Here is a 23,675-nt window from a genome sequence, read left to right as displayed (position 1 = left end):
GCCTGTGCGGGGTGTGCGGGGTCGTTGTGCGGACTTAGTGCGGGGTCGTGCGGGGTGTGCGGGGTCGCCGTTTAGTGCAGGTAAACGGGGGTTTTGACCCCGCACAGCGAAAATCGGGCCTTGTGCGGACTTGTTGTGCGGGGTCAGTGCGGGGTCAGCTGGCATCGGAGCCACCACCGGACTGTGAGAACGGGATCACCGTGGCCTCGGTGACGACGTGGAGGACCTGCGCACCCCGGAATCCAGAGGCCGTCTCCACATCCCCGCGCCGCTTCAGTTCTGCCAGTGCATCCAGTGCCTTTTGCCGTCTCCCGGTGGCCTGGAAGTGATCCCGGAACGTGGTCATGTTCGGGGCCATCTCCGCGGCCTCCCGGCCTCGGATGAAGTCCAGGACCTCGGCGTGGAGCGCGGCGTTCTCGGCGGCCTTGGCTTCCTGGGCGGCCAGGTCCACCACGAACGGATCGGCGTGGACCGGGACCATGGAGGTGGGCCACGTGCCGTTCTCCCGGACCTCCACCTGTTCGATACGGAATGCCCACTGGCCGGTTTCGGGCCGATGTTTCTGTTTCGTCGTGGTCATCTTGACCTGGCCCTTGACCGGTTCGTCCTTCTCCAGGAGGAACACCGAATCCGCGCCTCCCTCCCATGCGCCAGCTCCGCGCCCTCCACCCCCAGATTTCGGCGGGTGGTGGAGGACCATGACGGCCGCGCCGGTCTGGGCTCGGAGGTGGTCGGCCTTGCTCAAGGCCTCGGAGGCGTCGGAGTTGGAGTTCTCCTCCAGGCCGAGCTGGTGGCGCGCGAGAGTGTCCACAACGATGAGCGACGGGCCGAACTCCTTTGCAACGTCCACCAACTCATCCCAGGCCGCCGACATGAACGGGGCCGCGCCATTGAGACCCATGAACCAGGGCCGGATCTCCTCGCGCGTGATCCTGTGATGGGTGAGCCAGGCCTCTATGCGGATGCCGAACGCTCGGCCGCCACCTTCACCGACCAGGTAGAGGACCCGGCCACGCGTGGTCTGATGGCGTCCCCACCAGATCCCGCACGCGATACAGAGCGCGATGGCCAAGGCAACGGTGGTCTTGTAGGTCCCGCGGTGGCCGATGAGCATGGAGAGCCCTCCGGCGTCCAGCACGTCCTTGACCAGCGCGGCCGCGGCCTCGGCGTCCATGAACTCATCGGCAGTCATGAGCCGCTCCCGGACCGAGGCGATACCGGCGGCCTCGGCCTTCTTCTTGGCTTTCTCCTCCCGGATACGGTCCCGCGCGTCGTCGCGCGCCTTCTCGGTTTCGTAGATGTCGTTCTTGGCCTTGGCGGCCTTGGTCGCGGCCCGTTTCACCGCGGCCTTGAGGTGCTGGATCTCCTCGGCAACGACACCCTGAACCGAGGTGATCTCTCCGGTACTGAGTTTGATGGTTTCGCTCACCGGTCACTCACCCCTCTGGTGAGAACCGCGCCGAGGCTAAATCCGAACGGCCATGACAGCGCGGCCAGGCCGATGAGGGTTAGAAAAGTAGTCACTTTTACTCCTGCTGAAACGAACCGAATTGTGTTGTTCGGGTTAATGGTTCGTTCAGGCGGCAGATATGAAGCGGTCCAGCTCCGAGGCCTCCACCCGGATCACACGGGGGGACGGCCGGACAGCCTTGAGTTGGCCCGTGGCGATCCACCGGCGGACGGTGCGGTCAGAGATGCCGAGCTCCTCGGCAATGTCCTGGAGGGAGAGATAACGAGTGCGGGCACGCGATGCGGCCATGACGGGACTCCTAGTCAGCAGATGTGCGGGAGTCGCTTCTGTCGATGACTCGCAGATACGTGATCCGGGATCATGTCCGGGCGTGGAGCCGCTCTGGGTCCTCGTGCTGCGCACTTATGGCGAGTCTGCGGAGGTTATCCGTCAAGCGATGAGGACGACACTAGGCCGTCCGTGTCCGCTATGCAAATACCTGACAAAACGCGAAAGTCGTTGTTAACCAACAAGGTCAACACAGAGGAGGCTACTTATCCCCCGGCCAACTCACTCATCCGGCGGGCTATTTCAGAGTCCCGATTGGCCGCGACATGCTGATATGTCATCGCCATGGCCGGGGTGGTGTGGCCGATCCGGTGCATGAGTTCCGCGACGGTTGCACCACTTTGGGCGGCCAGGACGGCCCCGGCGTGTCGGAGGTCATGGACCCGGAGATCGGACTTACCGATCTTGGCCTTGGCCGGCCCGAACACCTTGCGGTAGTCCCACTCTCCTACGTGTCCCCCGGCCTCGGTGGCGAACAGGAGGGCATCGGATCCCTTGCCCACATAACGGGCCAGGTGCTGTTTCAAGATCGGGACGATGTGAGGAGGGACAACCACGGTCCGGGTCCCGGCGGCCGTTTTGGGAGTGTCCACACTCCACTGGCCGTCCCGGTACGTAACGGCCCGCGACACGGCCACGGTCCCGCCCTTGAGGTTCACGTCCCCACGCCGGAGTTCGAACAACTCACCCCGCCGGAGTCCGCACCAACCCATGAGGAGGACCGAGGTCCCCCACTGGTCGCCCATGGCGTCGGCCAACGCGGCCAGCTCCTTGGCGTCCAGGATCACCGGCTCCCGCTTGCGCTTGGTGTGCATCGCGTTCTCCAACCGACACGGGTTGGCGTCGATCACCTCATCGGTGACCGCCGTCCTGAATATGGCGTGGATGAGTTGATACGCGTGAGTCTTGCGGGTCGGCCCGGTCGTGAGACCGGCGTGCCAGGCCCGGATCTGTCCCGGCGTGACCGTGGCCAGCTCGGCATCCCCCAAGCCCGGATTGATGTGGAGCCGGAGGAGATCGGAGTACAGGGCGCGGGTCCTGGGCTTGAGGTCCCGCTGGGCAAGCCATCGCTCCGCGTAGACCTTGACGGTGGTCCCCCGGATGGCCTCGGCGGTCGGCGGCCTCCATGTCCCCAGGTCCATCTTCCGACGTTCGGCGGCAAGCCAACCCTCGGCGTCGATCTTGGCCGCGAACGTGGCCGGGGCCTTGTAGACGTCAACCCCCTTGGGATCGACGTAGGCGGCCTGCCATCTGCCACTGGGGAGTTCCCGGAGACGGCCGAATCCCCGTTTGGTGCGCTTGCCTGCCATGTCTAAGCCCTCTCACCCGTGCAACTTGCGTGCAAGATGAGACTACATTCATGCCGTTTGCGTCCGCTAATGTCCGCTTCCCGGCGGGTCAGATTACCTGGTGTTTTCCGGTGTTGATGCTGGTGGAGACCCCACGGCCGACGTTCCCAAAATCAGGTTCGAGTCCTGCCGGGGGCACCACCGAATCCTCGGCCGCCACCAGCGGCGGTGCGCCCACCGAGCTCGACAGAGATCGGCGCAGGCGCACTGTCCGCCGTGTGATCTCGGACACGTCACCCGAGTCCGCGATGGCCCGACCACAAGGTCGCGGCGCGCCGCAGCCCGATCGATCAGCGTGGAGATCTCGGGATCGTCGGGCACCCGGAACGACGTGTAGGTCCCGCGCCCGCCGTGCGTCGGCCGCCCGTACGCCTTGGCCGCGAGCCGTCCGTCCGGCAGCAGGCGCACGTTCAGTGTCGTCAGCGTGAACTCCTCGTCGCGCCGTCTGTCCGTCCATCTCATCGGTTCGGGGATGGTGACATTGATCGCCAGCGCGCTGACCTCGACCTCGTCCTCGACTCCGTCGGTCCCGGACTCCTCGCTCATCCCGACGACCCTACGCACCTGCTGTCGGATCGGCCTCCCTCTCGTCGCTGCTGCGCTCAGGCGCAACCGTGCCCCGCCACCGTCCGATCAGCGACATCGAATGGTAGATGACCAGCGCCGCCGCGGCGCCCAGGGCGATACCGCCGAAGTCGAGATCCCCCACGACCCAGGTGAAGTCGGCGATCCCGATCACCAGTGGGATCGCTGCGGTGAACTGGTTGACCGGCCTGGAGAAATCCACCCGATTGGTCACCCAGATGTGCACACCGAGGACACCGACCAGCCCGTACAGCGCCGTCGTGACGCCACCGAGCACTCCGGCCGGCACCGCGGCGATCACCGCCCCGACCTTCGGTGACAGTCCGAGCAGCACCGCCACCACACCCGCGATCCAGTACGCGGCAGTCGAATACACCTTCGTCGCCGCCATCACGCCGATGTTCTCGGCGTAGGTCGTGGTGGCCGAACCGCCGCCACTGCCGGCGAGCGCCGTGGCCAATCCGTCGGCGACCAGCGCGCGGCCGATCCGGCGGTCGTAGTTGTTCCCGGTCATCGTCGCGACCGACTTCACATGGCCGATGTTCTCCACCAACAACACGAGCACGACCGGCAAGAACATCGGGATCACCGAGAGATGGAATGTCGGGGTGTGGAACTCGGGGAAGCCGACCCACGCGGCGTCGCCGATCCCACTGGTGTCCACCTTGTCGAAGATCAGCGAGATCACGTACCCCAGGATCACGCTGAGGAAGATCGCCAGGCGCCCCAACAGCCCTCGGAACAGCACCACCGACACGACGAGCAGCACCAGCACCACCGTCGCGATGACCGGGTCCTTCTCGAAATTCGTCTTCGCGGTCGGCGCGAGGTTCAGCCCGATGAGCGCAACGATCGTGCCGGTCACGACCGGAGGCATGAGGATCTCGATCCAGCCGATACCGGCGAACTGTGCGATCGCGCCGATCACGATCAACAGCGCTCCCACCACCACGATCCCGCCCAGCGCGGCCGACTGGCCGTTGGAGGCGGTGGCCGCCAGCACCGGGGCGATGATCGCGAAACTCGAACCGAGATAGCTGGGTAGCCGGTTGCGGGTGATCAGCAGGAACAGCACCGTCCCGATCCCGGAGAACAGCAGCGTCGTCGACGGCGGGAACCCGGTGAGCACCGGGACGAGAAAGTCGCGCCGAACATCGCCACAACGTGCTGTAGTCCGATACCCACCGTTCGCGGCCAGCTGAGGCGTTCGTCGGGTGCGATGACTCCCCCGCCGTCGACCTTCCTCCAGGACAAGAATCCACCCGTTCGAGTGTCCGGTGTCGCCATGGGAATCAGTGTGCGACATGACGCCCTGCGCCCGCGCGCTTACCGAGCGTCCGCGCGAGGGTGGCGGAGATCACGACGGCACGGTCGGTGCTGCGGAACAGCCGACGGCTCCGATCTGACAGCCTTCTGCCAGCTACGGCCAAGGCCGTCCGAAGGTGGCGCCCATAGCTTTCTCCACGTCGGCAATGTTGCCGGCCCGAACACAAGGAGAAGCACTCATGCCTCAGCCAGGACCCAAGCCCGGAAACGGCCCTCGCCCGCAGCAGCATCCCGCACCGCCGCGCAAGCGTCGCCGTCGTCGCGTCTGGAACCGGCGTCTGCATCGGTGGGACTGGGCGTGGTTCTGAGCACCACCCGTTTCTGACCACCCCACGCAGCGTCCCGGGGCCATACCGCCGCACGTATGGTCCCGGAACGTCGCACGTCATCGATCGGATCACAGGATGACCGCACGCGAAGCCTTCCGCCGCTTCTTCCCCGCCCTCAAAGGCGAAGGCGCTCGATTCACGCTGGCCGCAATGCTTCTACTCGTCGCCACCGGCTGCGAGATCGTCGCGATCTTCGTGCTCTCCGATGTGATCGACGGAGCTCTCACCGCCGACAGCGCCGTCCGCTTCGCCGAGTTGGCGGTTCTGTGGCTACTCATCACCGCGGTCTCCACCGGCGCGGACTACTACGGTCAGGTCACCGCCATCGGCATCTCCGAGCGGGTGGTCCTGCGCCTGCGCGATTCGCTGTTCGCCCACGTGCAGCGACTCAATCCGGTCATCCATCGACGGTTCGGCCTCGGCGACCTCGTGACGCGGCACTCCAGCGACCTCGAAGCGGTCGAGTACCTCGTCGGATCCGGTGTCATGCAGTTCGTCATCGCGGTGGCCAACACCATCGGCCTCGTCGTCGCGGCGTTCATCATGAGTTGGCAGGTTGCAATGGTCGCCATCGCAGCGGTGCCGGTCCTGTGGGTGATCTCGGCCTATTACGGCCGCCGTCAGACGATCGTCACCCGCGACGAGCGAACAGCCAACGCCGACATCGCCATCGCCGTCCAGACCGCGCTCAGCGGGCATGAGACCGCAGTCGCCTACAACCAGCAGAGCCGCGAACACGCGCGGTTGCACCGCCACGGCGTCACCTGGCTCGGCGCCCGGATGTCACAGACGCGGATCGAGGCCGGCTTCGGTGCCGTCATGGGTTTCGGGCAGGTGGTGGTAACCCTCGCCATCGCGGTCGCGGGCGTCTGGCAGGTCCGCCACGGTGCCCTCAGCGTCGGACAACTGCTCGCGCTGACCGGCTACCTCGGCATGCTCTACCCGAAGATGCAGGAACTCGCGGAGGTTCGCCTGTCGCTCGCCTCCGCCGCGGTGAGCGCGGAACGGATCTCCGAACTCCTCGACCTCGTCCCCACCGACTCGGATCGCGAGGACGCGGTGGCGCACAACGGGCCGGGTCACGACGTCGCGGTCCGCGGCGTGACGCTGCGCCGCGACGGCGTCACCATCCTCGACGACGTCTCGCTGGACCTGCGCCCCGGCGAGATCACCGCCCTCGTCGGCGGCAGCGGCGCCGGGAAGTCAACCCTGGCGTCACTGCTGTGTCGCTTCGAGAATCCCGATGACGGTCGGATCATGCTCGGCGGCAACGACTTCACCACGCTGACCGGTCGTTCGATCCGCGACCACGTCACCTTGCTCCCCCAGCAGCCGATCATCAAGGCGGCCACCGTCGCCGACAACATCGCCTACGGTCGTCCCGAGGCATCCCGCGCGGAGATCATCAGCGCCGCCATCGCGGCCGATGCCGATGGATTCATCTCGGATCTCCCGCTCGGTTATGACGCCCCCCTCGGCGAGGACGGTCTGACGCTGTCGGGCGGTCAGCGGCAACGGATCGCCATGGCGCGCGCGTTTCTCCGCGACAGCCCGGTCCTGATCCTCGACGAACCCACGTCGGGCCTCGACGACGCCACCGCACAGCGCATCCTCGAACCGCTGCGTCGCCTCGCACACGGACGGTCCACCCTGCTCATCACGCACGATGCCCGGGTGACGGAGATCGCCGACGACGTCCTCGAGCTCCGGGACGGACGCCTGCACAGCCGTAGCGTCGCCGTCGCCTGACCGCCCCGCCGCCTACGCGGTGGATATGAACCTAGTTGCATAGTGCATTGGTGCACTGCTAGCGTGATCTCATGGCACTCGAGCATGCGATTCTCGTGTCGCTGGCCGAACGACCCGGCACGGGTTACGAGATCGGCCGGCAGTTCGACAGGTCGATCGGCTACTTCTGGTCGGCGACGCATCAGCAGATCTATCGCACGCTCAAGAAGCTTCACTCCGACGGACTGGTCAGTTTCGAGTCGATCACCCAGGACGGCCGGCCGGACAAGAAGGTCTACACCATCTCCGACGCCGGACGAGAGGTCCTGTCGGCATGGGCGACGAGCTCGACGCCGATGCAGCCCCTTCGGAGCGACCTGGGCGTCAAGCTGCGTGCCGCCGAGTTCGGTGACCTCTCCGCCATCATCGGCGAATTGAAGGTGCACCGCGACGAGCACGTCGCCCAGCTCAAGATCTTCACCGGATTCGAAGAGAGCTACTACCCGGATCCGGACACGCTCACCGGCCGCAAACTGCACCAGTATCTGGTGCTGCGCGGCGGTATCCGCCAAGAAGCAGGCTTCATCGAATGGTGCGACGAGGTCATCGCCGCACTCGAACGAGAGCTGTCCGCCTGACCGGCCTCATCCGGTCATCCATCGAATCCGAAAGGTCGCCATGTCAGCCCACACGGCCGCACCGAATCCGCACTATCCGAGACTGTTCGAGCCCATGCAGCTCGGCGGGACGACACTGAAGAACCGGCTCGTCATGGGCTCCATGCACACCGGGCTCGAGGACCGCGTCTGGGACACCGACAAGCTCGCCGCCTACTACGCCGAGCGCGCTCGGGGTGGGGTCGGCTTGATCATCACGGGCGGCTTCAGCTCGTCGCGGACCGGACTCCTGCTGCCCTTCGCCGGCAAGATGACCAATGTCGCGGATGTGAAGCGGCACCAGCGGATCACCCGCGCCGTTCACCGCGAGGACGGCAAGATCGCGATGCAGCTCATCCATGCAGGCCGGTACGGTTACACACCGCTGAAGGTCGCCGCGGGTTCGGAACCCTCCCCCATTCACCCGTTCAAGCATCTGAAGATGACCGAACAGATCATCTGGCACGTCATCCGCTCGTTCGGCCGCTCCGCCAAACTCGCCCGCAGGGCCGGATACGACGCCATCGAGATCATGGGCGGCGAGGGTTATCTGATCAATCAGTTCCTCTGCCCGCACACCAACGACCGCACCGACAAGTGGGGCGGCTCCACCGAGAACCGGCAGCGCTTCCTGGTCGAGATCATCAAAGAGATCCGCCGCCAGGTGCCGCGCGACTTCCCGGTCATCCTGCGTCAGTCGATCGCCGACTTCGTCCGCAAGGGCCAGACCTGGGACGAGATCGCGCTCATGGCCCGCAAGGCCGAGGAATACGGCGTGGATGCGATCAACAGCGACATCGGTTGGCACGAGGCCGGTGTGCCGACCATTGTGACCTCGGTGCCGCGCGCCGCCTTCGTGAAGTTCACCGAGCGGCTGCGCGACGAGGTGTCCATCCCGCTGATCGCCAGCAACCGCATCAACACCCCCGAGATCGCCGAGGAGATCCTCGAGCGCGGCAAGGTCGACGCGATCTCGATGGCGCGCCCGCTGCTCGCCGACCCCGACTTCGCCGCGAAGGCCGAGACCGGTCGCGCCGACGAGATCAACACCTGCATCGGATGCAACCAGGCCTGTCTCGATCACGCATTCGTCGGCAAGAAGGTGTCGTGTCTGCTCAACCCGCGCGCGGGACGTGAGACCACCCTCACGCTGGGCGCCACCCGCCGGGCGAAGCGGGTCGCGGTGATCGGCGCCGGGCCGGCCGGTCTGTCGGCGGCGGTGTCGACCGCCCAGCGCGGCCACAAGGTGCACCTGTACGAGGCAGGTGAACACATCGGTGGCCAGTTCTCCATCGCCGCAAGGATTCCCGGCAAGGAAGAGTTCAACGAGACCATCCGCTACTACACCCGCCAGCTCGAGATCAACAACGTCACGGTTCACCTCGACACCCGGATCACTGCAGAGGAGATCATCGAGGCGAAGTTCGACGAGGTGATCGTGGCGACCGGCGTCACCCCACGGATGCCCGAGATCCCCGGCATCGACCACCCGATGGTCATGTCCTATGCCGATGCCGTCCTCGGTCACCGTGAGATCGGCAAGCGGGTCGCCGTGATCGGGGCAGGCGGAATCGGCTTCGACATCACCGAGTTCCTGACCGTCGATGAGTCACCGACCCTGAATCTCAAGGAATGGGAACAGGAATGGGGTGTGAGCGAAGACCTCTCGAAGCCCGGCTTCGTCACCAAGCCCCGCCCGCTCCCCGCGGCGCGCGAGGTGTTCCTGGTGCAGCGCAAATCCGGCCGGCAGGGCAAGTCGCTCGGCAAGACCACCGGCTGGGTGCACCGCGCCACGGTCAAGATGAAGGGCGTCGAGCAGATCAGCGGAGCGACCTACGACAAGATCGACGATCAGGGCCTGCACCTGAGCTTCCGAGGTGAGGACGGCTCGGTGACCGAGACGCGTGTGCTCGAGGTCGACAACGTGGTCGTGTGCGCCGGTCAGGAATCTGTTCGCGAGCTCGTCGATCCGCTGACCGTGGCAGGCGTGACCACCCACGTCATCGGCGGTGCCGATCTGGCCGCCGAACTCGACGCCAAGCGGGCCATCCGCCAGGGCACCGAGGTGGCCGCCGGCATCGCCTGAGGAAGCGATCGAGTCATGAATCCCTCGGGCGCCGGCCGACGGTCGGCGCCCGACTAGGATTTCTGTCATGGGTATACCTGCGCCGAACGAGTCCGCCCGCGCCGTGGTGACCGGCGCCTCATCGGGCATCGGGATGGCCCTCGCCTGGGACTTGGCCGCGCGCGGGCACTCGCTCGTCCTGGTCGCCCGGCGCGGCGACATCCTCGAAGATCTCTCCGCCCGGATCCGCGCACAGCACGATGTCCAGGCCGAGGTCCGGGCGGTGGATCTGTCGGATCCGTGCGCCGTCGAGGTCTTCTGCGCCGAGCTGGCCGACCGCGAGATCTCCGTCCTCTGCAACAACGCGGGCATCTCGACGTTCGGGGCCCTCAGCGAGCTCGACCCCGACTACGAGCGCGCACAGGTCCGCCTGAACGTGAACGCCGTCCATGACCTGACACTGGCGGTGCTGCCGCAGATGGTGCGCCGTGGTTCCGGCGGCATCCTCATGGTGGGTTCGGCCGCCGGGAACATGCCCATCCCCAACAACGCCACCTATGCGGCCACCAAGGCCTTCGTGAACTCCTTCAGCGAGTCGCTGCGCGGTGAGGTCGGCCCCCGGGGCGTCCACGTGACGCTGCTCGCGCCCGGCCCGGTACGCACCTCGACACCCACTCCCGAAGATGCCTCGATCGTTGATCGTGTGGTCCCCGACTTCCTCTGGCACTCCAGCGCCAAGGTCGCCGAGTTGAGCCTGGATGCGTTGGAGAACAACAAGATGCGCGTGGTCCCGGGCACTCTGTCCAAAGCGATGTCGGTGGCCGGTGGTTACAGTCCGCGCGCGGTCGTCGCGCCGATCGTCGGCAGTTTCTACCGCAGACTCGGTGGCGACGAACCGGCGAATCCGTAGTCCCGACACGCGCATTCCGCTGACTCTCGACGACGGAATCGGCCCGACGGCGCGTGCATCACAGCAAACAAGAGCGGTCGCCGTCCGTCATGAACCACACCGACGACTAAGGTTGACCGGATGCAGGACAAACTGGTGTGGATCGATTGCGAGATGACCGGTCTGCGTCTCGAATCGGACAAGCTGATCGAGATCGCCGCGCTCGTCACCGACAGCGAACTCAATGTCCTCGGTGACGGCGTGGACATCGTGATCCACGCTGCCGACGACGACCTCGCAGCAATGCCCGACGTGGTCACCAAGATGCACGCCGCGTCTGGCCTGACCGACGAGGTGCGCGCCTCGACGGTGACCGTCGCCGAAGCCGAGAAGCAGGTCCTCGACTACATCCGTACCCAGGTGACCACGGCAGGCGCCGTGCCACTCGCGGGCAATTCGATCGCCACCGACCGCGGCTTCATCGCCCGGGACATGCCGGAACTCGACGCCTACCTGCACTACCGCATGGTCGACGTGAGCTCGATCAAGGAGCTGTGCCGCCGCTGGTACCCGAAGATCTACTACGGGCAGCCCGAGAAGGGACTCGCCCACCGCGCACTCGCCGACATACGGGAGTCCATCCGCGAGCTGAAGTACTACCGGACAGCCGTCTTCGTCGCGGCACCCGGTCCTGACGCCGATGACCTCGCCGCCATCGTGAAGGACCTCGGACCTGCGTGAACACGCGCACCGCCTGCCGATTGGAGTTCGGGCGGCCCGACCGGCTAGAGTATGACCTTGGCTCTGGGACCCGGTGAGCGATCCTGGGTGACGGACGCCGATGGTGGATGTAGTTCAGTTGGTAGAGCACCAGGTTGTGATCCTGGCTGTCGCGGGTTCGAGTCCCGTCATCCACCCCGAGAAGAATCAATGCCCCACCTGCGACGGCGCAGGTGGGGCATTGTTCGTCTGCGGCTCTGAGGGCTGCTGTTCGATCCACCTACACTTGTGCTCATGCCTGAATCGGACGCCACGTTCGTCGGCCACCCGGCCGATCGGATGTTCGCCAGCGACAACGGGGTCGGCGCTTCGACCGAGATCGTCGAAGCGGTCGCACATGCGTCGACAGGCGGGCACCTCGCCTACGGCGAGGACGCGTACACCTCGCAAGCCCGACGCAAGGTCGCCGAGGTCTTCGGCCATGAGGCGATCGTGCACTGCGTATCGACGGGATCCGCGGCCAACGGGTTGGCCCTGGCGACGCTTCTCGACCCGTGGGGGTCGGTCCTCTGTCATCGCGGGAGCCACATCTTCTATGACGAATGCGGCGCGCCGGAGTTCTTCACCTCGGGCGGCAAGCTGATCCCCCTCGACGGGCCGGACGGCAAGATCGATCCCGACGAACTCGGTCGTGCCGTGCGCGCCGGTGTCGGCAGCATCCACAGTGCCCAACCGCAGGTCGTCAGCATCACACAGGCCACCGAGAGCGGATCGGTCTACACCGTCGACGAGATCCGCGCGTTGACCACGATCGCCCACGACGCGGGTCTGCGGGTACACATGGACGGCGCTCGGTTCACGAACGCGCTTGTCGCACTGGACATCAGTGCTGCCGAGATGACCTGGCGCGCGGGCGTCGACATCCTCTCCTTCGGGGTGACGAAGAACGGCGGCCTCACCACCGATGCCGTGGTCGCCTTCGACACGACACTCGGGACCGAACTCGCCTATCGGGTCAAGCGGGCTGGGCAGCTCACCTCGAAGATGCGTTTTCAGTCCGCGCAGCTCGCCGCGTACCTGACCGACGACCTGTGGTTGCGCAACGCTCGCCACGCCAACGCGATGGCCGAACGCCTCGTCGACGGCCTCCGGGCCACGCCGCACGTGGACGTGCACGGAACGGGCGGGGCGAACATCGTGTTCTGCCACCTGCCGGATGCGACCGTCGAGGCACTCACCGACGACGGCTTCGTCTTTCATCACGGCCACCCCGAGCCAGGTGTCGCGCGCCTCGTCACATCCCATGCGACGACTCCGGATGCGGTCGATGCGCTCGTGGCGGCGATCCGACGGGCGGAAGACGCGGCGTAGCTGCCCGGCCGCCGCCGGAGCCGCGACGCCGACTGTTCACCTCCATCCCGTACTATCCCGCGCATGCTCGAGGATCTGAACAAGGCGGCCAAGAAGGTCGGTCTGCACGTTGCCGCGGCGAAGAAGGATGGCAAGTACTCCATCCGGAAGACCAAGAACGCCAAGCTCGTGGCGAAGAATGTCGACGCCGACGAGGCGGCCAAGATCATCAAGAAGTACAAGTAGCGCGACGAGGGCGGATCACGCCCTCGTGGGTCGCCGTCCACTCCACCCCGTCTCCGACGATGCCCTGTCACCGCAGGGATGAATCGTCGGCGGTGGGGTGGTTTTCGTGGCGCGGGCCCACGGTGACCAGATCCGACACACCGCCACCTCCGAGACGTACGACACAGGCACCTGTTACTCTGCCGTTACTTCAGGTCAAATGACCTAAACATCTGGACCCTAACGTTTCGTCGTACCCCGTGGCGGACTCCAGCAGTCCCTGGTCAGGATCGGAAACCTTCATGAGCCAAGACATCTCACGCCGCGTCTTTCTGGGCGGCGCAGTCGCGACCGCGGGCGCGGTCGCCGGCGTGGCCACGCTCGGCAGTGGTCGCGCGGCGGCCGCTCCCGGCGACACCGTCGATGCGATCGTGGTCGGTGGCGGACTGTCCGGGTTGTCGGCGGCCAAGACCCTGAGCGAGTCCGGAGCGACCGTCGTCGTGTTGGAGGCACGCAACCGGGCTGGTGGACGGGTCCACAACATCACCACGCCGAGGGCAGGCGCCACCCTCGATGCCGGAGCCGAGTTCATCGGACCGACGCAGAACCACATCGCCGGCCTCGCGCGCGAATACGACGTGCGTTCGATCCGCACCTACAACCAGGGCGACAGCGTCTTCTGGAACACGGACAAAGGCACCCGGATGCCCGCGGCGCTACCGCTGCCCGCCGAGTTCTCGACCCTCGCGGCGCTGCCGGCGCTGGCCCGCGCCCAGGCCGAGGCCCTGCTCCCCTTCCCGGTCGGCGAGGCCTGGAAGCATCCGAATGCCCGCTATCTGGATTCGATCACCTGGAAGCAGTACACCGACTCCGTCACCTCGGACCCGACCGCACGCATGCTGACCAGCATCGCGATGTCGGCCGCCCTCTCCGTGCGCCCCGACGAGGTCTCGGCCCTCTACTACATCAACTACATCGCTGCGTCCGGCGACGAGAACAATCCCGGAACGCTCATCCGCCTGCTGAGCACCGACGGCGGCGCGCAGGAGAGTCTCTTCGAGGGCGGTGCGGCGCTGATCCCGTTGCGCATGGCGAACGCCCTCGGGTCACGTGTCGTGTACAACGCGCCGGTCCGCTCCATCGACCACACGGGCGGGATCGCCTCGGTCAACAGCGATGCCGGGACATTCCGCGCACGCAAGGTCATCGTCGCGATGTCGCCCGCGATCAGCGGTCAGATCAGATACCGACCCGGACTGCCTGCCGCACGCGTCGCCCTCACCCGCGGTTTCCACATGGGGGCGGTCAGCAAGTTCTCCGCGGTCTACCGACGACCGTTCTGGCGGGACAAGGGTTTCTCCGGTCAAGTGATCGGCAACGGGCGGCCGATCGATGTGACCTTCGAGAGTCATGCCGAAGGTCGTCACATACTCATCGGGTTCATCTCCGCCGATGCCATGCGCAGACTCGATCATGCGCCGGAGAGCCAGATCGTCCGTGAGTGCGTCGGCAACTTCGTCGACTACTTCGGCCCCGAGGCGCGCGATCTCGTCGACTACGGCGTGTTCAAATGGGATCTCGAGGAGTGGTCGCGAGGCGGTCCGGTTGCGGTCAGCTCGCCGGGGACCTTGACCAAATACGGTCCGGCACTGCGTGATCCGGTCGGCCCCATCCACTGGGCAGGCACCGAGACCGCCGACTACTGGACCGGGTACATGGACGGCGCGGTGCGATCGGGGCGGCGCGCCGCACGCGAAGTCCTCGCCGACCTCCGCTGATCCGGGCACATCATGGCCAGGATGGCTGTCGAGAAGCGCCGTGAGCTGCTGCTCGACGCGGCGTTTCGGGTGATCGCCCACGACGGCGTCGACGGCGCCACCACGCGGGCGATCTGCACCGAGGCGGGGATGACGCTCTCGACCTTCCACTATGTCTTCACCTCGCGCGACGACCTGCTGGCCGCGCTGGTGGAGCGCGGTACCGACAGGGAGTTGGCAGTGATCGCCGACGCCCTGACCGCGGCATCGGCAGACGGCATCGGTGGTTTCGACGGAATCCGGATCATGCTGCGGGAGAGTCTGTTCGGCTATATCTACGGTCTGATCGAGGACCCGGACCGTGAACAGGCGATGATCTCGCTCAACCAGTACGCGAGACAGACCGCCGGGCTCGCCGGACTCGGCGCCGACATGTACCGCCGCTATTACGAGGCCATCGCATACGGACTCGGCATCGGCGCCGAGCAGGCCGGAGTCGAATGGGACCGTCCGACCGACGAACTGGCCCCGCTCGTGGTCGCGGCGACGGACGGGATCACCCTGGCCTATCTCAACACGCGCGACCGCGCTGTCTGCGAACGCGTCGCCGAGGCGACCGTGACGCTGCTTCTCGGCCACGTGACCCGCACACGCTCGAGCTGATCAACATCTGCGCGTCGACGATGACGCGAGATCGACAGGGGGACAGATCATGGACGTGACACGTAGACAGCTCCTCGCCGGGGTTGCGGCGACGGCCGTCGGGGGCGGCGCCGCACTCACCGCGAGGCCGCCGGTGGCCGAGGCGGCGCCGAAGGCGACCGGCACGGGGAGCACCGACCTCCTCGTCGGTTGCGGTATCGCCGACATCACCGGCGCGATCGCCGGCCAGGGCATGATGGGGTACTCCGACGCCGACCAGGTCGCGGCAGGCCTCCTCCAGCGCTGCTGGGCACGCGCCTACATCATCGTCGACCGTGGCAGCGGCGAGCGGGTGGTGTTCGTGACCGCGGACATCGCCTGCCTCTTCGAGTCGCACCACATGGGCCTGATGCCCCGGCTCCGCCAGAGGTTCGGCTCCCTGTACACCGAGCGCAACGTCAATCTCAATGCCACGCACAGCCACGCCTCCTGCGGGGGTACGGCCTGGGACTTCGCGTATTCTCTTGCGGCCTACGGCTTCAAGAAGAACTCCTACGAGGCCGAGCTGAACGGGATCTATACGGCCATCGTGCGCGCCCATGAGAATCTCGCACCCGGGACGCTCTCCATCGGTCACGGAGAGCTGCACAACGCGAGCCGCAACCGGTCGAAGGTCGCGTTCGACCTCAACCCCGGCTCCGACCGGAAGCACTTCCCCGAGGCCATCGACCCGAAGGTCACCGTGCTGCGATTCCGGCAGGGCGACACCGACGTCGGCGCCATCACCTGGTTCTCCACCCACGGCACGTCACTGACCGACCGAAATCGGCTCATCGCCGGCGACAACAAGGGCTACGCCAGCTACCGCTGGGAGCGCACCCATCCCGGCTTCGTCGCGGCCTTCCCGCAGACCAACAGCGGTGACATGACACCGAATCTCAACCTGGTGAAGATGCATCCGGGCGGTCCGACCTCCGACAACAAGACGAACTGCGAGATGATCGGCGAACGCCAATACCTCGCAGGCCGAACCGCATTCGATGACGCACGTCAGATGACCCGCGGCGGTGTCGACTCCATCGTGCGCTACGTCGACATGTCCGCGGTGAAGATCGATGGTGCATACACGCCCGAAGGCAGACCGGCCGCCACCACGCCGGCGATGATGGGTGCCGCCGCGGCAGCGACCAGCACTGAGGACAACTGGAAATCCCAGCTCCCGTTCCTGAAAGAGGGCACCACCAACCCGCTGGTCTCCGCGTTCGGCGGCGACCGGCGACCGCCCGTCTCCCCGTGGATCCGCGACATGCAGGCCCCCAAGTTCATCCTGTTCCCGCTCGGGATCATGCCGCCGGCACCATGGATTCCTCAGGTCGTCCCGCTGCAGATCCTCCGTATCGGAGATCTCGTCCTGGTTGCGGTGCCCGCCGAGGTGACCATCGTCGCGGGCCTCCGATTACGGACCGTCGTCGCCGATGCGTTGCGGATCGACCCCGACAACATTCTGGTGCAGGGCTATTCGAACTCCTACACGCAATACGTCACCACCCCCGAAGAATACGACGCCCAGCAGTACGAGGGCGGCGAGACCCAATTCGGGCGATGGACGCTGTCGGCGTACATGCAGGAGTTCCACGCGCTGGCCGCCGCAATGGCGTCGGGCAGCCCACTCGGCCGGGGCCCTGCCCCGCTGAACAAGTCGGGATTCCAGCCCGACCTGCTGCCACCGGTTCCACCCGACCGTCCGGTGGCGGGCCGCGGCTACGGAGACCTGCTGTCCCGCCCCGCGGGCCGGTACCGCCCGGGTCAGGTGGCGGTGGCCGAGTTCGCCGGTGCGCACCCGAACAACCGGCTGCGCACCGGCGGGACCTACCTCGAGATCCAACGGCGAGACCGTATGTCCTGGACCACCGTCGCCGACGACAACGACTGGGAGACCGAACTCCATTGGCGACGTCCGGCCGGTGAGACCCAGGCCTCGGTGATCCGGATCGAGTGGACGATTCCGTCGGGCACCTCCGGCCGGTTCCGCATCCGGTACCACGGGGACAGCCGGGCCGACAACGGATCCACCCGTTCGTTCATCGGCACCTCGACGGAATTCACGGTCGGCTGATCGACGATCTCCGGGCACTTCAGAGGGATCGCGCGATGATCTCCTTCATGATCTCGTTGGTGCCGGCGTAGATCTTCTGCACGCGGTTGTCGGCCCACATCCGCGCTATCGGGTACTCGTTCATGTAGCCGTACCCACCGAAGAGTTGCAGGCATTCGTCGGCCACGACCATGGCACGATCGCTGGTCCACCACTTCGCCATCGCCACGGTCGGGATGTCGAGCTTGCCGTCGAGGTGTTTGGTGATGCAGTCGTCCACGAAGACCCGCGCGATCCGTGTCTCCGTCGCGGCCTCGGCGAGCTTGAACTTGGTGTTCTGGAAGCCGAAGATCGGTCGGCCGAAGGCCGTGCGGTCCTTGGTGTATTCGATGGTCTGCGCAACCGCGCTCTCCATGCCTGCCACCGAGGCCACCGCGATGATGAGTCGCTCCTGCGGTAGCTGCTGCATCAGCTGGATGAAGCCCTGACCTTCTTCCTGCCCCAGCAGATTCGAGGTCGGCACGCGGACGCCGTCGAAGAAGAGCTCCGACGTGTCCTGGCCACGCTGACCGACCTTGTCCAGCACCCGGCCGCGGCGGAAGCCCTCACGGTCCGCTTCGACGAGGATCAGCGAGATCCCCTTGGCGCCCTCACTGGTGTCGGTCTTGGCCACCACGATGATCAGGTCGGCCTGGCTGCCGTTGGTGATGAAGGTCTTCGACCCGTCGATCACGTATTCGTCGCCCTGCTGGATCGCCTTTGTCTTCACGTTCTGCAGATCCGAACCCGTCCCCGGTTCGGTCATCGCGATGGCGCCGACCGCTTCCCCGCCGGCCATCCTGGGCAGCCAGGTCTTCTTCTGCTCCTCGGATCCGTATGCGAGGAGGTAGTGCGCGACGATCCCGTTGTGCAGGCTCGCCCCCCAGGACGAATCGGCAACGCGCGCCTGCTCTTCGATGAGCACAGCCTCGTGCGCGAACGTGCCACCACCGCCCCCGTACTCCTCCGGGATCGACATGCAGAGCAGCCCCAGCTCGCCGGCCTTGTTCCACAGGTCGCGGTCGACATGATGCTGGTCGATGAACTTCTCGATGTTCGGCTTGATCTCTTTCTCACAGAAGCTGCGAGCGAGATCACGCAGCGCGGTGAGATCGTCGGTTTCCCAGGAGGAGCGTTCGGCCATGTCGGCACACCCTTTGTCGTCGGACGTTACTGTCATCGGCGATCGTAACAGTGGGTGTTGGTAACGTCGGCGCGACCACCTCGCGAGGGAGTCCGACCGCGGTCAGGCGTTGCCCTTCGACCACACGGCCCACGGGATGTTCCAATCCCCCAGCCCGTCGGTGCCCGACAGGGTCGCTCCCCCGGTGTTCTTCACCACCACCGGGTCCCCACGCAGCGTGTTGCGCATGACCCAGAGCGCATCATCCGGGCTGAGGTTCAAGCAGCCGTGGCTGGTGTTGGTGTTGCCCTGGGCCCAGACCGACCACGGTGCGGAGTGGAAGAAGATGCCGCTGTAGGACATCCGGGTCGCATAGTCCACCGGCGTGCGATAACCGTCGGCAGACGTCACCGGCACGCCGTAGGTCGACGAGTCCATGATGATGTGGTCGTGCTTGTCCGACACCAGGTACACCCCGTTGTCGGTCTCCGCACCCGGCTTGCCCATCGAGGTCGGCATGCTGCGGATCACCTTCCCGTCCCGGGCAAAGCTGACCTGCTTGGAGTTGTCGTCGGCAGTGATGATCATCGACCGCCCCACCTGGAAGTCGGTGCGTACGTTCTCCTGGCCGAACAATCCATCGCCGAGATCGATGCCGTAGGTGTTGACCGCGACGGCGACCTTGGTGCCGGTCTTCCACCAGTGTTGCGGACGCCACCGGACCTCCGAGTCGCTGATCCAGTAGAACGCGCCGGCGGTCGGGGGGTCGGTGGTGACCTTGATGGCGTCCTGGGCGGCCTTCCGGTCCGGTATCGGCTCGTCGAACTTGACCGCGACCGGCTGACCGACGCCGACCGTCTCACGTGGCGACGGTGTCAGGTATGCCTGCGTGAGGTTGTTCGGCGCGCGGGTGGTGAACGAGACGCGTTTGGTGCTCTTGCCGCCGATCCCGACCGCGTCGGCCTGCAGTGTGTAGGTGCGGTTGTAGCCGAGCGGCTCCGCGCTGGTCCACGTGGTGCCGTCCTCGGAGAGTTCGCCCTTGACCGGCGAGCCGTCGGCCTTGGAGATCACCACGCCGGTGATGGCGCCTTCGCGGGCGGCAACGGTGATCGGCGCCCCCGGCTGGATCCCGACCGCCTGATCGGCCAGCGGGCGATTGCCCCATTCCGAGACTTCCACCCCCGGCTTGAGCATGTCGTCGATCAGGTTGGAACTCCCGACATCCGACGAATACTTCGGGTCCTCCGTGCACGACGACACGCTCGCGACGATCGCGACGAGGACGCCGATGAGCGCGAGCGGTGAACGACGCCCCATCCGGGTACGACTGATCCCCATGATCCTCCAACCTTGTAACCACCACGACGATCTCACCGCTCACGTCGACGATGACGCGCCCCTGACCCACGGTTGGACACAAGTGTACGAGACGACGTGCGACCGGTTTGTCCGAGTCGGTTCCCCGGATGAATCGGGGCCCGCACAGTGTGTTCCACCCGACAGAAAAACGCCCCGCGCTGGGCGGGGCGTTCATCTGTGTGTGTTGTGCGCCATCAGGGACTCGAACCCCGAACCCGCTGATTAAGAGTCAGCTGCTCTGCCAATTGAGCTAATGGCGCTTGCCGGTGCGAAAAGGAACCTTACATGTCGTGGCGACAGAAGTGAAATCGCCCCCACGACGGCCCCTGGGCACCGTGTCGATCAGGCATTGCCCTTCTTCCAGACCGACCAGGGGACGTTCCAGTCCCCGAGCCCGTCGTCGCCGGGAAGTGTTGGACCGACAGTGTTTTTCGCGATCACGATGTCGCCGCGCAACGCATGGTTGAGGAACCATTCCGCGTTCTCCGGGCTCACGTTCAGGCACCCGTTGCTGACGTCGTCGACGCCCTGATCGCCGAGTGACCACGGCGCGGAGTGGACGTAGATGCCGCTGAACGAGATTCGGGTCGCGTCGTAGACCGTCTCCTTGTACCCCTCCGGAGAGTTCACCGGCACACCGTAGGTCGAGGAGTCCATGACCACGCTCGGCTCGCGCTCGGCCACGATGTAGGTCCCGTTGTTGGTGGGTGTGGAGTCCTTGCCCAGCGAGGTCGGCATGGTCTTGACCACCTTGCCGTTCACCGAGACCGTCAGCTGTTTGGTCTTGTCGTCGGCCACCGCGATGAAGCTTCGGCCGACCTTGAAGCCGGAATCCAGATTGTTCTCGCCGAACACGCCGTCGCCGAGGTCGATTCCCTTGATGTTCGCCGCGACGTGCACCTTGGTGCCTGGCTTCCAGAAGTGTTCCGGACGCCACCGCACCATGCTGTCGTTCAGCCAGTAGAACGCGCCCTCGACCGGCGGGTCGGTGGTGACCTTGATGGCGTTCTCCGCGTTGCGCTTGTCGGCGACCGGGGTGTCGAAGTTGATCACCACGGGCTGCCCGACGCCGACGGTCTCACCGTCGCCGGTCACGGTGGACGCATCGGCCAGCGAGTCGGCCGAGGCGGTGGTGAAGCCGATCTTGCGGGCCCCGGCGCCGTCGACGCCGCGAGCGGCCGCCGTCAGGGAGTAGTCGGCACCGAAGTCGAGGGCACCCGTGGAGACCCAGTGAGCGCCGTCCGACGACGTCTTCCCCGGGACCGGACCGTCGGGGCCCGACACGACCACCGACGACAGATTGCCGTCGTGGGCGGTGACCGTGATCGGCGCACCGGGCATCACACCGACGGCCTTGTCGTTCATCGGCTGGTCATGCCAGCCGGTCACCGAGATGGTCGGCTGCGCCACGGAATCGAGGCTCTGGGCGTCGGTGATGACGTCGGGATAGCTCGACGACGTGGAGCAACCCGCGAGCGCGACGACGGAGAGTGCGGCAACCAGCGCCACTCCGGCGCCACGGCGACGAGCCCGGCGTACGCCGGGCAGACGAACATCGGTCACTTCACGATCTTTCGTACGATCACGACGACGACTACTGTCCCGACCCCCGCCAGCGTGTACTTCACCGCCGGGGTCGAGAGGGTGGCCATCACCTTCTTCTTGACATCGCCTGCCAGCCGCTGCGGATTCGCGCGCTCGGCCAGCGAATCGAGGGTCTTGGCCAGGTCCTCGCGCGCCTGTGCGATCTCCTGCTCGATACGTTCGGTATCCCCGGCCACGTGGTTCCTCCCATACGTGATTGACGGCGTCATCGGATCGGTGTTCGGCAGCGTTCCGGCCACCCGCGCGACGCCTGAGTTGCGACCTTTCGAGACTACGGCATCGGCGGCCCCACCAGGCATGCGCGCCGCCACGCGCCGCGCCGGAGTGCCCACGTGAAATCGAGCGATACCGACATTCCGCACCCCCACGCGGCATCCGACCGATGTGCGCATCGACTAACCTGGCGGTATGCCAGCGACACCGAGGTTGTCCGTCGGAGACCCAGCCCCCGCTTTCACCCTTCACGATTCGCAGGACACGCCGGTGTCCCTGTCCGACTACGCCGGACGCAAGGTGATCGTCTACTTCTATCCGGCGGCGTCCACCCCCGGCTGCACGAAGCAGGCATGTGATTTCCGCGACAACCTGAAGGACCTCGACGACGCGGGCATCGCGGTCCTCGGGATCTCGCCCGACAAGCCGGCCAAGCTGGCGAAGTTCACCGAGGCTCAGGACCTGACGTTCCCGCTGTTGTCCGACCCGGACAAAGAGGTCCTCAGCGCCTGGGGCGCCTTCGGCGAGAAGAAGATGTACGGCAAGACCGTGACCGGCGTGATCCGTTCGACCTTTCTCGTCGACGAGGACGGCAAGATCGAAGTGGCACAGTACAACGTCCGCGCCACGGGGCATGTCGCCAAGCTCCGGCGCGATATCGCCGTGTGAGACCGGCCTCGAGGAGCGACGACGATGTCCGCATCACTCGCCGAGCCGCTGGTCCCACGGAAGCGGCCGACGCAGGAACGTAGCAAGAAGAAGTTCTCCGCGATGCTCGGCGCCGCCCGCGACCTGCTGATCGAGGTCGGTTTCGAGTCGTTGACCTGCGAAGAGATCGCGTCGCGTGCCGAGGTCCCGATCGGCACCCTCTATCAGTACTTCGCCAACAAGTACGTCATCGTCTGTGAGCTCGACCGCCAGGACACGGTCGACGTCCGGGAGGAGTTGGCAGCGTTCTCGTCGGAGATCCCGTCGTTGGAATGGCCCCACCTGCTCGAGAAGTTCCTCGATCACCTCGCCGCACTCTGGCGCGACGACCCGTCGCGCCGGGCGGTCTGGCTGGCGGTGCAGTCCACCCCCGCCACCAGGGCCACCGCCTCGCGGAACGAACGCGTCCTCGCCGAGCAGGTCGCACACATCCTCGCTCCCCTCACCCCGACCCAACGCGGTCGCCGCGAGATGATGTCGCAAGTGCTGGTGCACACCGCGTACTCGCTGCTGAGTTTCTCCGTCCAGGACGGTCACGACCACGACGAGACGGTCTCGGAGCTCAAGCGGATGCTCGCCGGCTACCTATTGCTCGAGGAGACGACTGCAGAGGACTGAGCCGCGCACGCTCGACGCGAATCTGCGCACGCTCGACGAGTGTTTCCCGTCGAGCGTGCGCAGTTTGTCGTCGAGCGTGCGCGTGTGGTCAGACGCCTTCCAGGATCGCGACCGCGGCGGCGGTGTCGCCGTCATGGGTGAGCGAGATGTGCAGGCGCGTGTCCTTGAGCAATTCGCCGATCTCTCCGCCCAGGCGGATCGCCGGGCGGCCCCAGTTGTCGGTGACCACCTCGATGTCGCTGTGGCGGATGAGCGGCAGCAGCGGCGACCGCGAGAACCGGCTCACCGACCACGCTTTCACCACGGCCTCCTTGGCCGCCCACCGTGCGGCCAGATGGCGTGCCTCGTCGCCGGTGCCCGCCGCCGCGTCACGGCGTTCGCGAACCGTGAACCGGTCCGCGAACGTCGTGCCGGGCTGGCGCAACTGCTCACCGAACTCCGGGATCGACACGATGTCGATACCCACTCCGAGAACGCTCATCGCCGCATCAGACTC

General features: G+C 66.1%; 22 protein-coding genes, 2 tRNA genes and 1 pseudogene. 14 read left to right on the top strand and 11 right to left on the bottom strand.

Annotation, left to right across the window (positions count from 1 at the left end):
• Positions 1 to 154 precede the first annotated feature (154 nt).
• The 5 genes and pseudogenes from OVA31_RS20655 to OVA31_RS20635 all read right to left on the bottom strand — a co-directional run bounded on the left by OVA31_RS20655 (position 155) and on the right by OVA31_RS20635 (position 5,019).
• Positions 155 to 1,429, bottom strand: coding sequence for an AAA family ATPase (locus OVA31_RS20655; RefSeq protein ID WP_267628446.1), 1,275 nt, complete (start codon positions 1,427 to 1,429; stop codon positions 155 to 157).
• A gap of 147 nt (positions 1,430 to 1,576) precedes the next feature.
• Positions 1,577 to 1,759 carry a helix-turn-helix transcriptional regulator gene (locus OVA31_RS20650; RefSeq protein ID WP_267628445.1) on the bottom strand — a complete coding sequence of 61 codons (183 nt, stop codon included), beginning with the start codon at positions 1,757 to 1,759 and terminating at the stop codon, positions 1,577 to 1,579.
• Between the two features lie 245 nt (positions 1,760 to 2,004).
• Entirely contained in the window at positions 2,005 to 3,108 is a 1,104-nt protein-coding gene (locus OVA31_RS20645) for a tyrosine-type recombinase/integrase (RefSeq protein ID WP_267628444.1), read from the bottom strand.
• Positions 3,109 to 3,201: 93 nt separating this feature from the next.
• Complete coding sequence (locus OVA31_RS20640) at positions 3,202 to 3,693, bottom strand: hypothetical protein (protein WP_267628443.1); 492 nt, start codon at positions 3,691 to 3,693, stop codon at positions 3,202 to 3,204.
• A 10-nt stretch (positions 3,694 to 3,703) separates the two neighbouring features.
• Positions 3,704 to 5,019, bottom strand: a pseudogene (locus OVA31_RS20635) (uracil-xanthine permease family protein).
• 218 nt (positions 5,020 to 5,237) lie between these two features.
• On the opposite strand from OVA31_RS20635, the gene OVA31_RS20630 reads away from it, so the two are divergent.
• The 12 genes from OVA31_RS20630 (at position 5,238) to OVA31_RS20575 (ending at position 17,535) form a co-directional block, all read left to right on the top strand.
• A complete protein-coding gene (locus OVA31_RS20630; protein WP_267628442.1) occupies positions 5,238 to 5,366 on the top strand; it encodes a hypothetical protein in 129 nt (42 codons plus the stop codon).
• 96 nt (positions 5,367 to 5,462) lie between these two features.
• Positions 5,463 to 7,136: an ABC transporter ATP-binding protein gene (locus OVA31_RS20625; RefSeq protein WP_267628441.1), complete on the top strand. Its 1,674-nt coding sequence runs from the start codon at positions 5,463 to 5,465 to the stop codon at positions 7,134 to 7,136.
• Between the two features lie 71 nt (positions 7,137 to 7,207).
• Positions 7,208 to 7,753: a PadR family transcriptional regulator gene (locus OVA31_RS20620; protein WP_267628440.1), complete on the top strand. Its 546-nt coding sequence runs from the start codon at positions 7,208 to 7,210 to the stop codon at positions 7,751 to 7,753.
• A 40-nt stretch (positions 7,754 to 7,793) separates the two neighbouring features.
• Positions 7,794 to 9,857 (top strand): NADPH-dependent 2,4-dienoyl-CoA reductase, encoded by a 2,064-nt coding sequence (locus tag OVA31_RS20615; RefSeq protein WP_267628439.1) that lies wholly within the window; start codon positions 7,794 to 7,796, stop codon positions 9,855 to 9,857.
• 67 nt (positions 9,858 to 9,924) lie between these two features.
• Positions 9,925 to 10,746, top strand: a complete 822-nt coding sequence (gene cmrA, locus OVA31_RS20610; RefSeq protein WP_267628438.1) for a mycolate reductase — start codon at positions 9,925 to 9,927, stop codon at positions 10,744 to 10,746.
• 120 nt (positions 10,747 to 10,866) lie between these two features.
• Positions 10,867 to 11,466: an oligoribonuclease gene (gene orn / locus OVA31_RS20605; protein ID WP_267628437.1), complete on the top strand. Its 600-nt coding sequence runs from the start codon at positions 10,867 to 10,869 to the stop codon at positions 11,464 to 11,466.
• 103 nt (positions 11,467 to 11,569) lie between these two features.
• Positions 11,570 to 11,642: transfer RNA gene (locus tag OVA31_RS20600), tRNA-His, on the top strand.
• 97 nt (positions 11,643 to 11,739) lie between these two features.
• Positions 11,740 to 12,816, top strand: a complete 1,077-nt coding sequence (locus OVA31_RS20595) for a threonine aldolase family protein (protein ID WP_267628435.1) — start codon at positions 11,740 to 11,742, stop codon at positions 12,814 to 12,816.
• 63 nt (positions 12,817 to 12,879) lie between these two features.
• On the top strand, positions 12,880 to 13,041 hold the full coding sequence (locus tag OVA31_RS20590; RefSeq protein ID WP_190268129.1) for a hypothetical protein: 162 nt from the start codon (positions 12,880 to 12,882) through the stop codon (positions 13,039 to 13,041).
• 281 nt (positions 13,042 to 13,322) lie between these two features.
• Complete coding sequence (locus tag OVA31_RS20585; protein ID WP_267628433.1) at positions 13,323 to 14,798, top strand: flavin monoamine oxidase family protein; 1,476 nt, start codon at positions 13,323 to 13,325, stop codon at positions 14,796 to 14,798.
• Between the two features lie 21 nt (positions 14,799 to 14,819).
• Positions 14,820 to 15,440: a TetR/AcrR family transcriptional regulator gene (locus OVA31_RS20580; protein ID WP_267628432.1), complete on the top strand. Its 621-nt coding sequence runs from the start codon at positions 14,820 to 14,822 to the stop codon at positions 15,438 to 15,440.
• A 49-nt stretch (positions 15,441 to 15,489) separates the two neighbouring features.
• Positions 15,490 to 17,535, top strand: coding sequence for a neutral/alkaline ceramidase (locus OVA31_RS20575; protein ID WP_267628430.1), 2,046 nt, complete (start codon positions 15,490 to 15,492; stop codon positions 17,533 to 17,535).
• Positions 17,536 to 17,554: 19 nt separating this feature from the next.
• Here OVA31_RS20575 and OVA31_RS20570 read toward each other — a convergent pair whose 3' ends face one another.
• From OVA31_RS20570 to OVA31_RS20550, 5 genes are all read right to left on the bottom strand, one after another.
• The gene (locus tag OVA31_RS20570) at positions 17,555 to 18,697 is read right to left on the bottom strand and encodes an acyl-CoA dehydrogenase family protein (RefSeq protein ID WP_267631627.1); all 1,143 of its coding nucleotides are present in this window, start codon (positions 18,695 to 18,697) and stop codon (positions 17,555 to 17,557) included.
• Between the two features lie 102 nt (positions 18,698 to 18,799).
• On the bottom strand, positions 18,800 to 20,014 hold the full coding sequence (locus OVA31_RS20565) for a L,D-transpeptidase (protein ID WP_267628429.1): 1,215 nt from the start codon (positions 20,012 to 20,014) through the stop codon (positions 18,800 to 18,802).
• Positions 20,015 to 20,222: 208 nt separating this feature from the next.
• Positions 20,223 to 20,295 (bottom strand) — tRNA-Lys (locus OVA31_RS20560).
• Between the two features lie 82 nt (positions 20,296 to 20,377).
• Positions 20,378 to 21,598: a L,D-transpeptidase gene (locus tag OVA31_RS20555; RefSeq protein WP_420714093.1), complete on the bottom strand. Its 1,221-nt coding sequence runs from the start codon at positions 21,596 to 21,598 to the stop codon at positions 20,378 to 20,380.
• Positions 21,595 to 21,816, bottom strand: coding sequence for a DUF3618 domain-containing protein (locus OVA31_RS20550; protein ID WP_267628428.1), 222 nt, complete (start codon positions 21,814 to 21,816; stop codon positions 21,595 to 21,597). The genes OVA31_RS20555 and OVA31_RS20550 overlap by 4 nt, the downstream gene beginning before the upstream one ends.
• A gap of 232 nt (positions 21,817 to 22,048) precedes the next feature.
• On the opposite strand from OVA31_RS20550, the gene bcp reads away from it, so the two are divergent.
• Together bcp and OVA31_RS20540 are read left to right on the top strand one after the other, a co-directional pair.
• Complete coding sequence (bcp, locus tag OVA31_RS20545; protein WP_267628427.1) at positions 22,049 to 22,522, top strand: thioredoxin-dependent thiol peroxidase; 474 nt, start codon at positions 22,049 to 22,051, stop codon at positions 22,520 to 22,522.
• Positions 22,523 to 22,546: 24 nt separating this feature from the next.
• Positions 22,547 to 23,179 (top strand): TetR family transcriptional regulator, encoded by a 633-nt coding sequence (locus OVA31_RS20540; protein ID WP_164306597.1) that lies wholly within the window; start codon positions 22,547 to 22,549, stop codon positions 23,177 to 23,179.
• A gap of 88 nt (positions 23,180 to 23,267) precedes the next feature.
• Here OVA31_RS20540 and OVA31_RS20535 read toward each other — a convergent pair whose 3' ends face one another.
• On the bottom strand, positions 23,268 to 23,660 hold the full coding sequence (locus tag OVA31_RS20535; protein WP_164306596.1) for a holo-ACP synthase: 393 nt from the start codon (positions 23,658 to 23,660) through the stop codon (positions 23,268 to 23,270).
• Between the last annotated feature and the right edge of the window lie 15 nt (positions 23,661 to 23,675).

The organism is Gordonia sp. SL306, from assembly GCF_026625785.1.
Taxonomy (GTDB): Bacteria; Actinomycetota; Actinomycetes; order Mycobacteriales; family Mycobacteriaceae; genus Gordonia.
The sequence above is the reverse complement of the archived record's forward strand: the minus strand, read 5'-3'. Positions and strand labels throughout refer to the sequence as shown.

Excerpts from the sequence above, each read along its gene's own strand:
- OVA31_RS20650 (WP_267628445.1), bottom strand. The coding sequence starts at position 1,759 with ATGGCCGCATCGCGTGCCCGCACTCGTTATCTCTCCCTCCAGGACATT.
- OVA31_RS20645 (WP_267628444.1), bottom strand. The coding sequence starts at position 3,108 with ATGGCAGGCAAGCGCACCAAACGGGGATTCGGCCGTCTCCGGGAACTC.
- OVA31_RS20640 (WP_267628443.1), bottom strand. The coding sequence starts at position 3,693 with ATGAGCGAGGAGTCCGGGACCGACGGAGTCGAGGACGAGGTCGAGGTC.
- OVA31_RS20630 (WP_267628442.1), top strand. The coding sequence starts at position 5,238 with ATGCCTCAGCCAGGACCCAAGCCCGGAAACGGCCCTCGCCCGCAGCAG.
- OVA31_RS20625 (WP_267628441.1), top strand. The coding sequence starts at position 5,463 with ATGACCGCACGCGAAGCCTTCCGCCGCTTCTTCCCCGCCCTCAAAGGC.
- OVA31_RS20620 (WP_267628440.1), top strand. The coding sequence starts at position 7,208 with ATGGCACTCGAGCATGCGATTCTCGTGTCGCTGGCCGAACGACCCGGC.
- OVA31_RS20615 (WP_267628439.1), top strand. The coding sequence starts at position 7,794 with ATGTCAGCCCACACGGCCGCACCGAATCCGCACTATCCGAGACTGTTC.
- cmrA (WP_267628438.1), top strand. The coding sequence starts at position 9,925 with ATGGGTATACCTGCGCCGAACGAGTCCGCCCGCGCCGTGGTGACCGGC.
- orn (WP_267628437.1), top strand. The coding sequence starts at position 10,867 with ATGCAGGACAAACTGGTGTGGATCGATTGCGAGATGACCGGTCTGCGT.
- OVA31_RS20595 (WP_267628435.1), top strand. The coding sequence starts at position 11,740 with ATGCCTGAATCGGACGCCACGTTCGTCGGCCACCCGGCCGATCGGATG.
- OVA31_RS20590 (WP_190268129.1), top strand. The coding sequence starts at position 12,880 with ATGCTCGAGGATCTGAACAAGGCGGCCAAGAAGGTCGGTCTGCACGTT.
- OVA31_RS20585 (WP_267628433.1), top strand. The coding sequence starts at position 13,323 with ATGAGCCAAGACATCTCACGCCGCGTCTTTCTGGGCGGCGCAGTCGCG.
- OVA31_RS20580 (WP_267628432.1), top strand. The coding sequence starts at position 14,820 with ATGGCTGTCGAGAAGCGCCGTGAGCTGCTGCTCGACGCGGCGTTTCGG.
- OVA31_RS20575 (WP_267628430.1), top strand. The coding sequence starts at position 15,490 with ATGGACGTGACACGTAGACAGCTCCTCGCCGGGGTTGCGGCGACGGCC.
- OVA31_RS20570 (WP_267631627.1), bottom strand. The coding sequence starts at position 18,697 with ATGGCCGAACGCTCCTCCTGGGAAACCGACGATCTCACCGCGCTGCGT.
- OVA31_RS20565 (WP_267628429.1), bottom strand. The coding sequence starts at position 20,014 with ATGGGGATCAGTCGTACCCGGATGGGGCGTCGTTCACCGCTCGCGCTC.
- bcp (WP_267628427.1), top strand. The coding sequence starts at position 22,049 with ATGCCAGCGACACCGAGGTTGTCCGTCGGAGACCCAGCCCCCGCTTTC.
- OVA31_RS20540 (WP_164306597.1), top strand. The coding sequence starts at position 22,547 with ATGTCCGCATCACTCGCCGAGCCGCTGGTCCCACGGAAGCGGCCGACG.
- OVA31_RS20535 (WP_164306596.1), bottom strand. The coding sequence starts at position 23,660 with ATGAGCGTTCTCGGAGTGGGTATCGACATCGTGTCGATCCCGGAGTTC.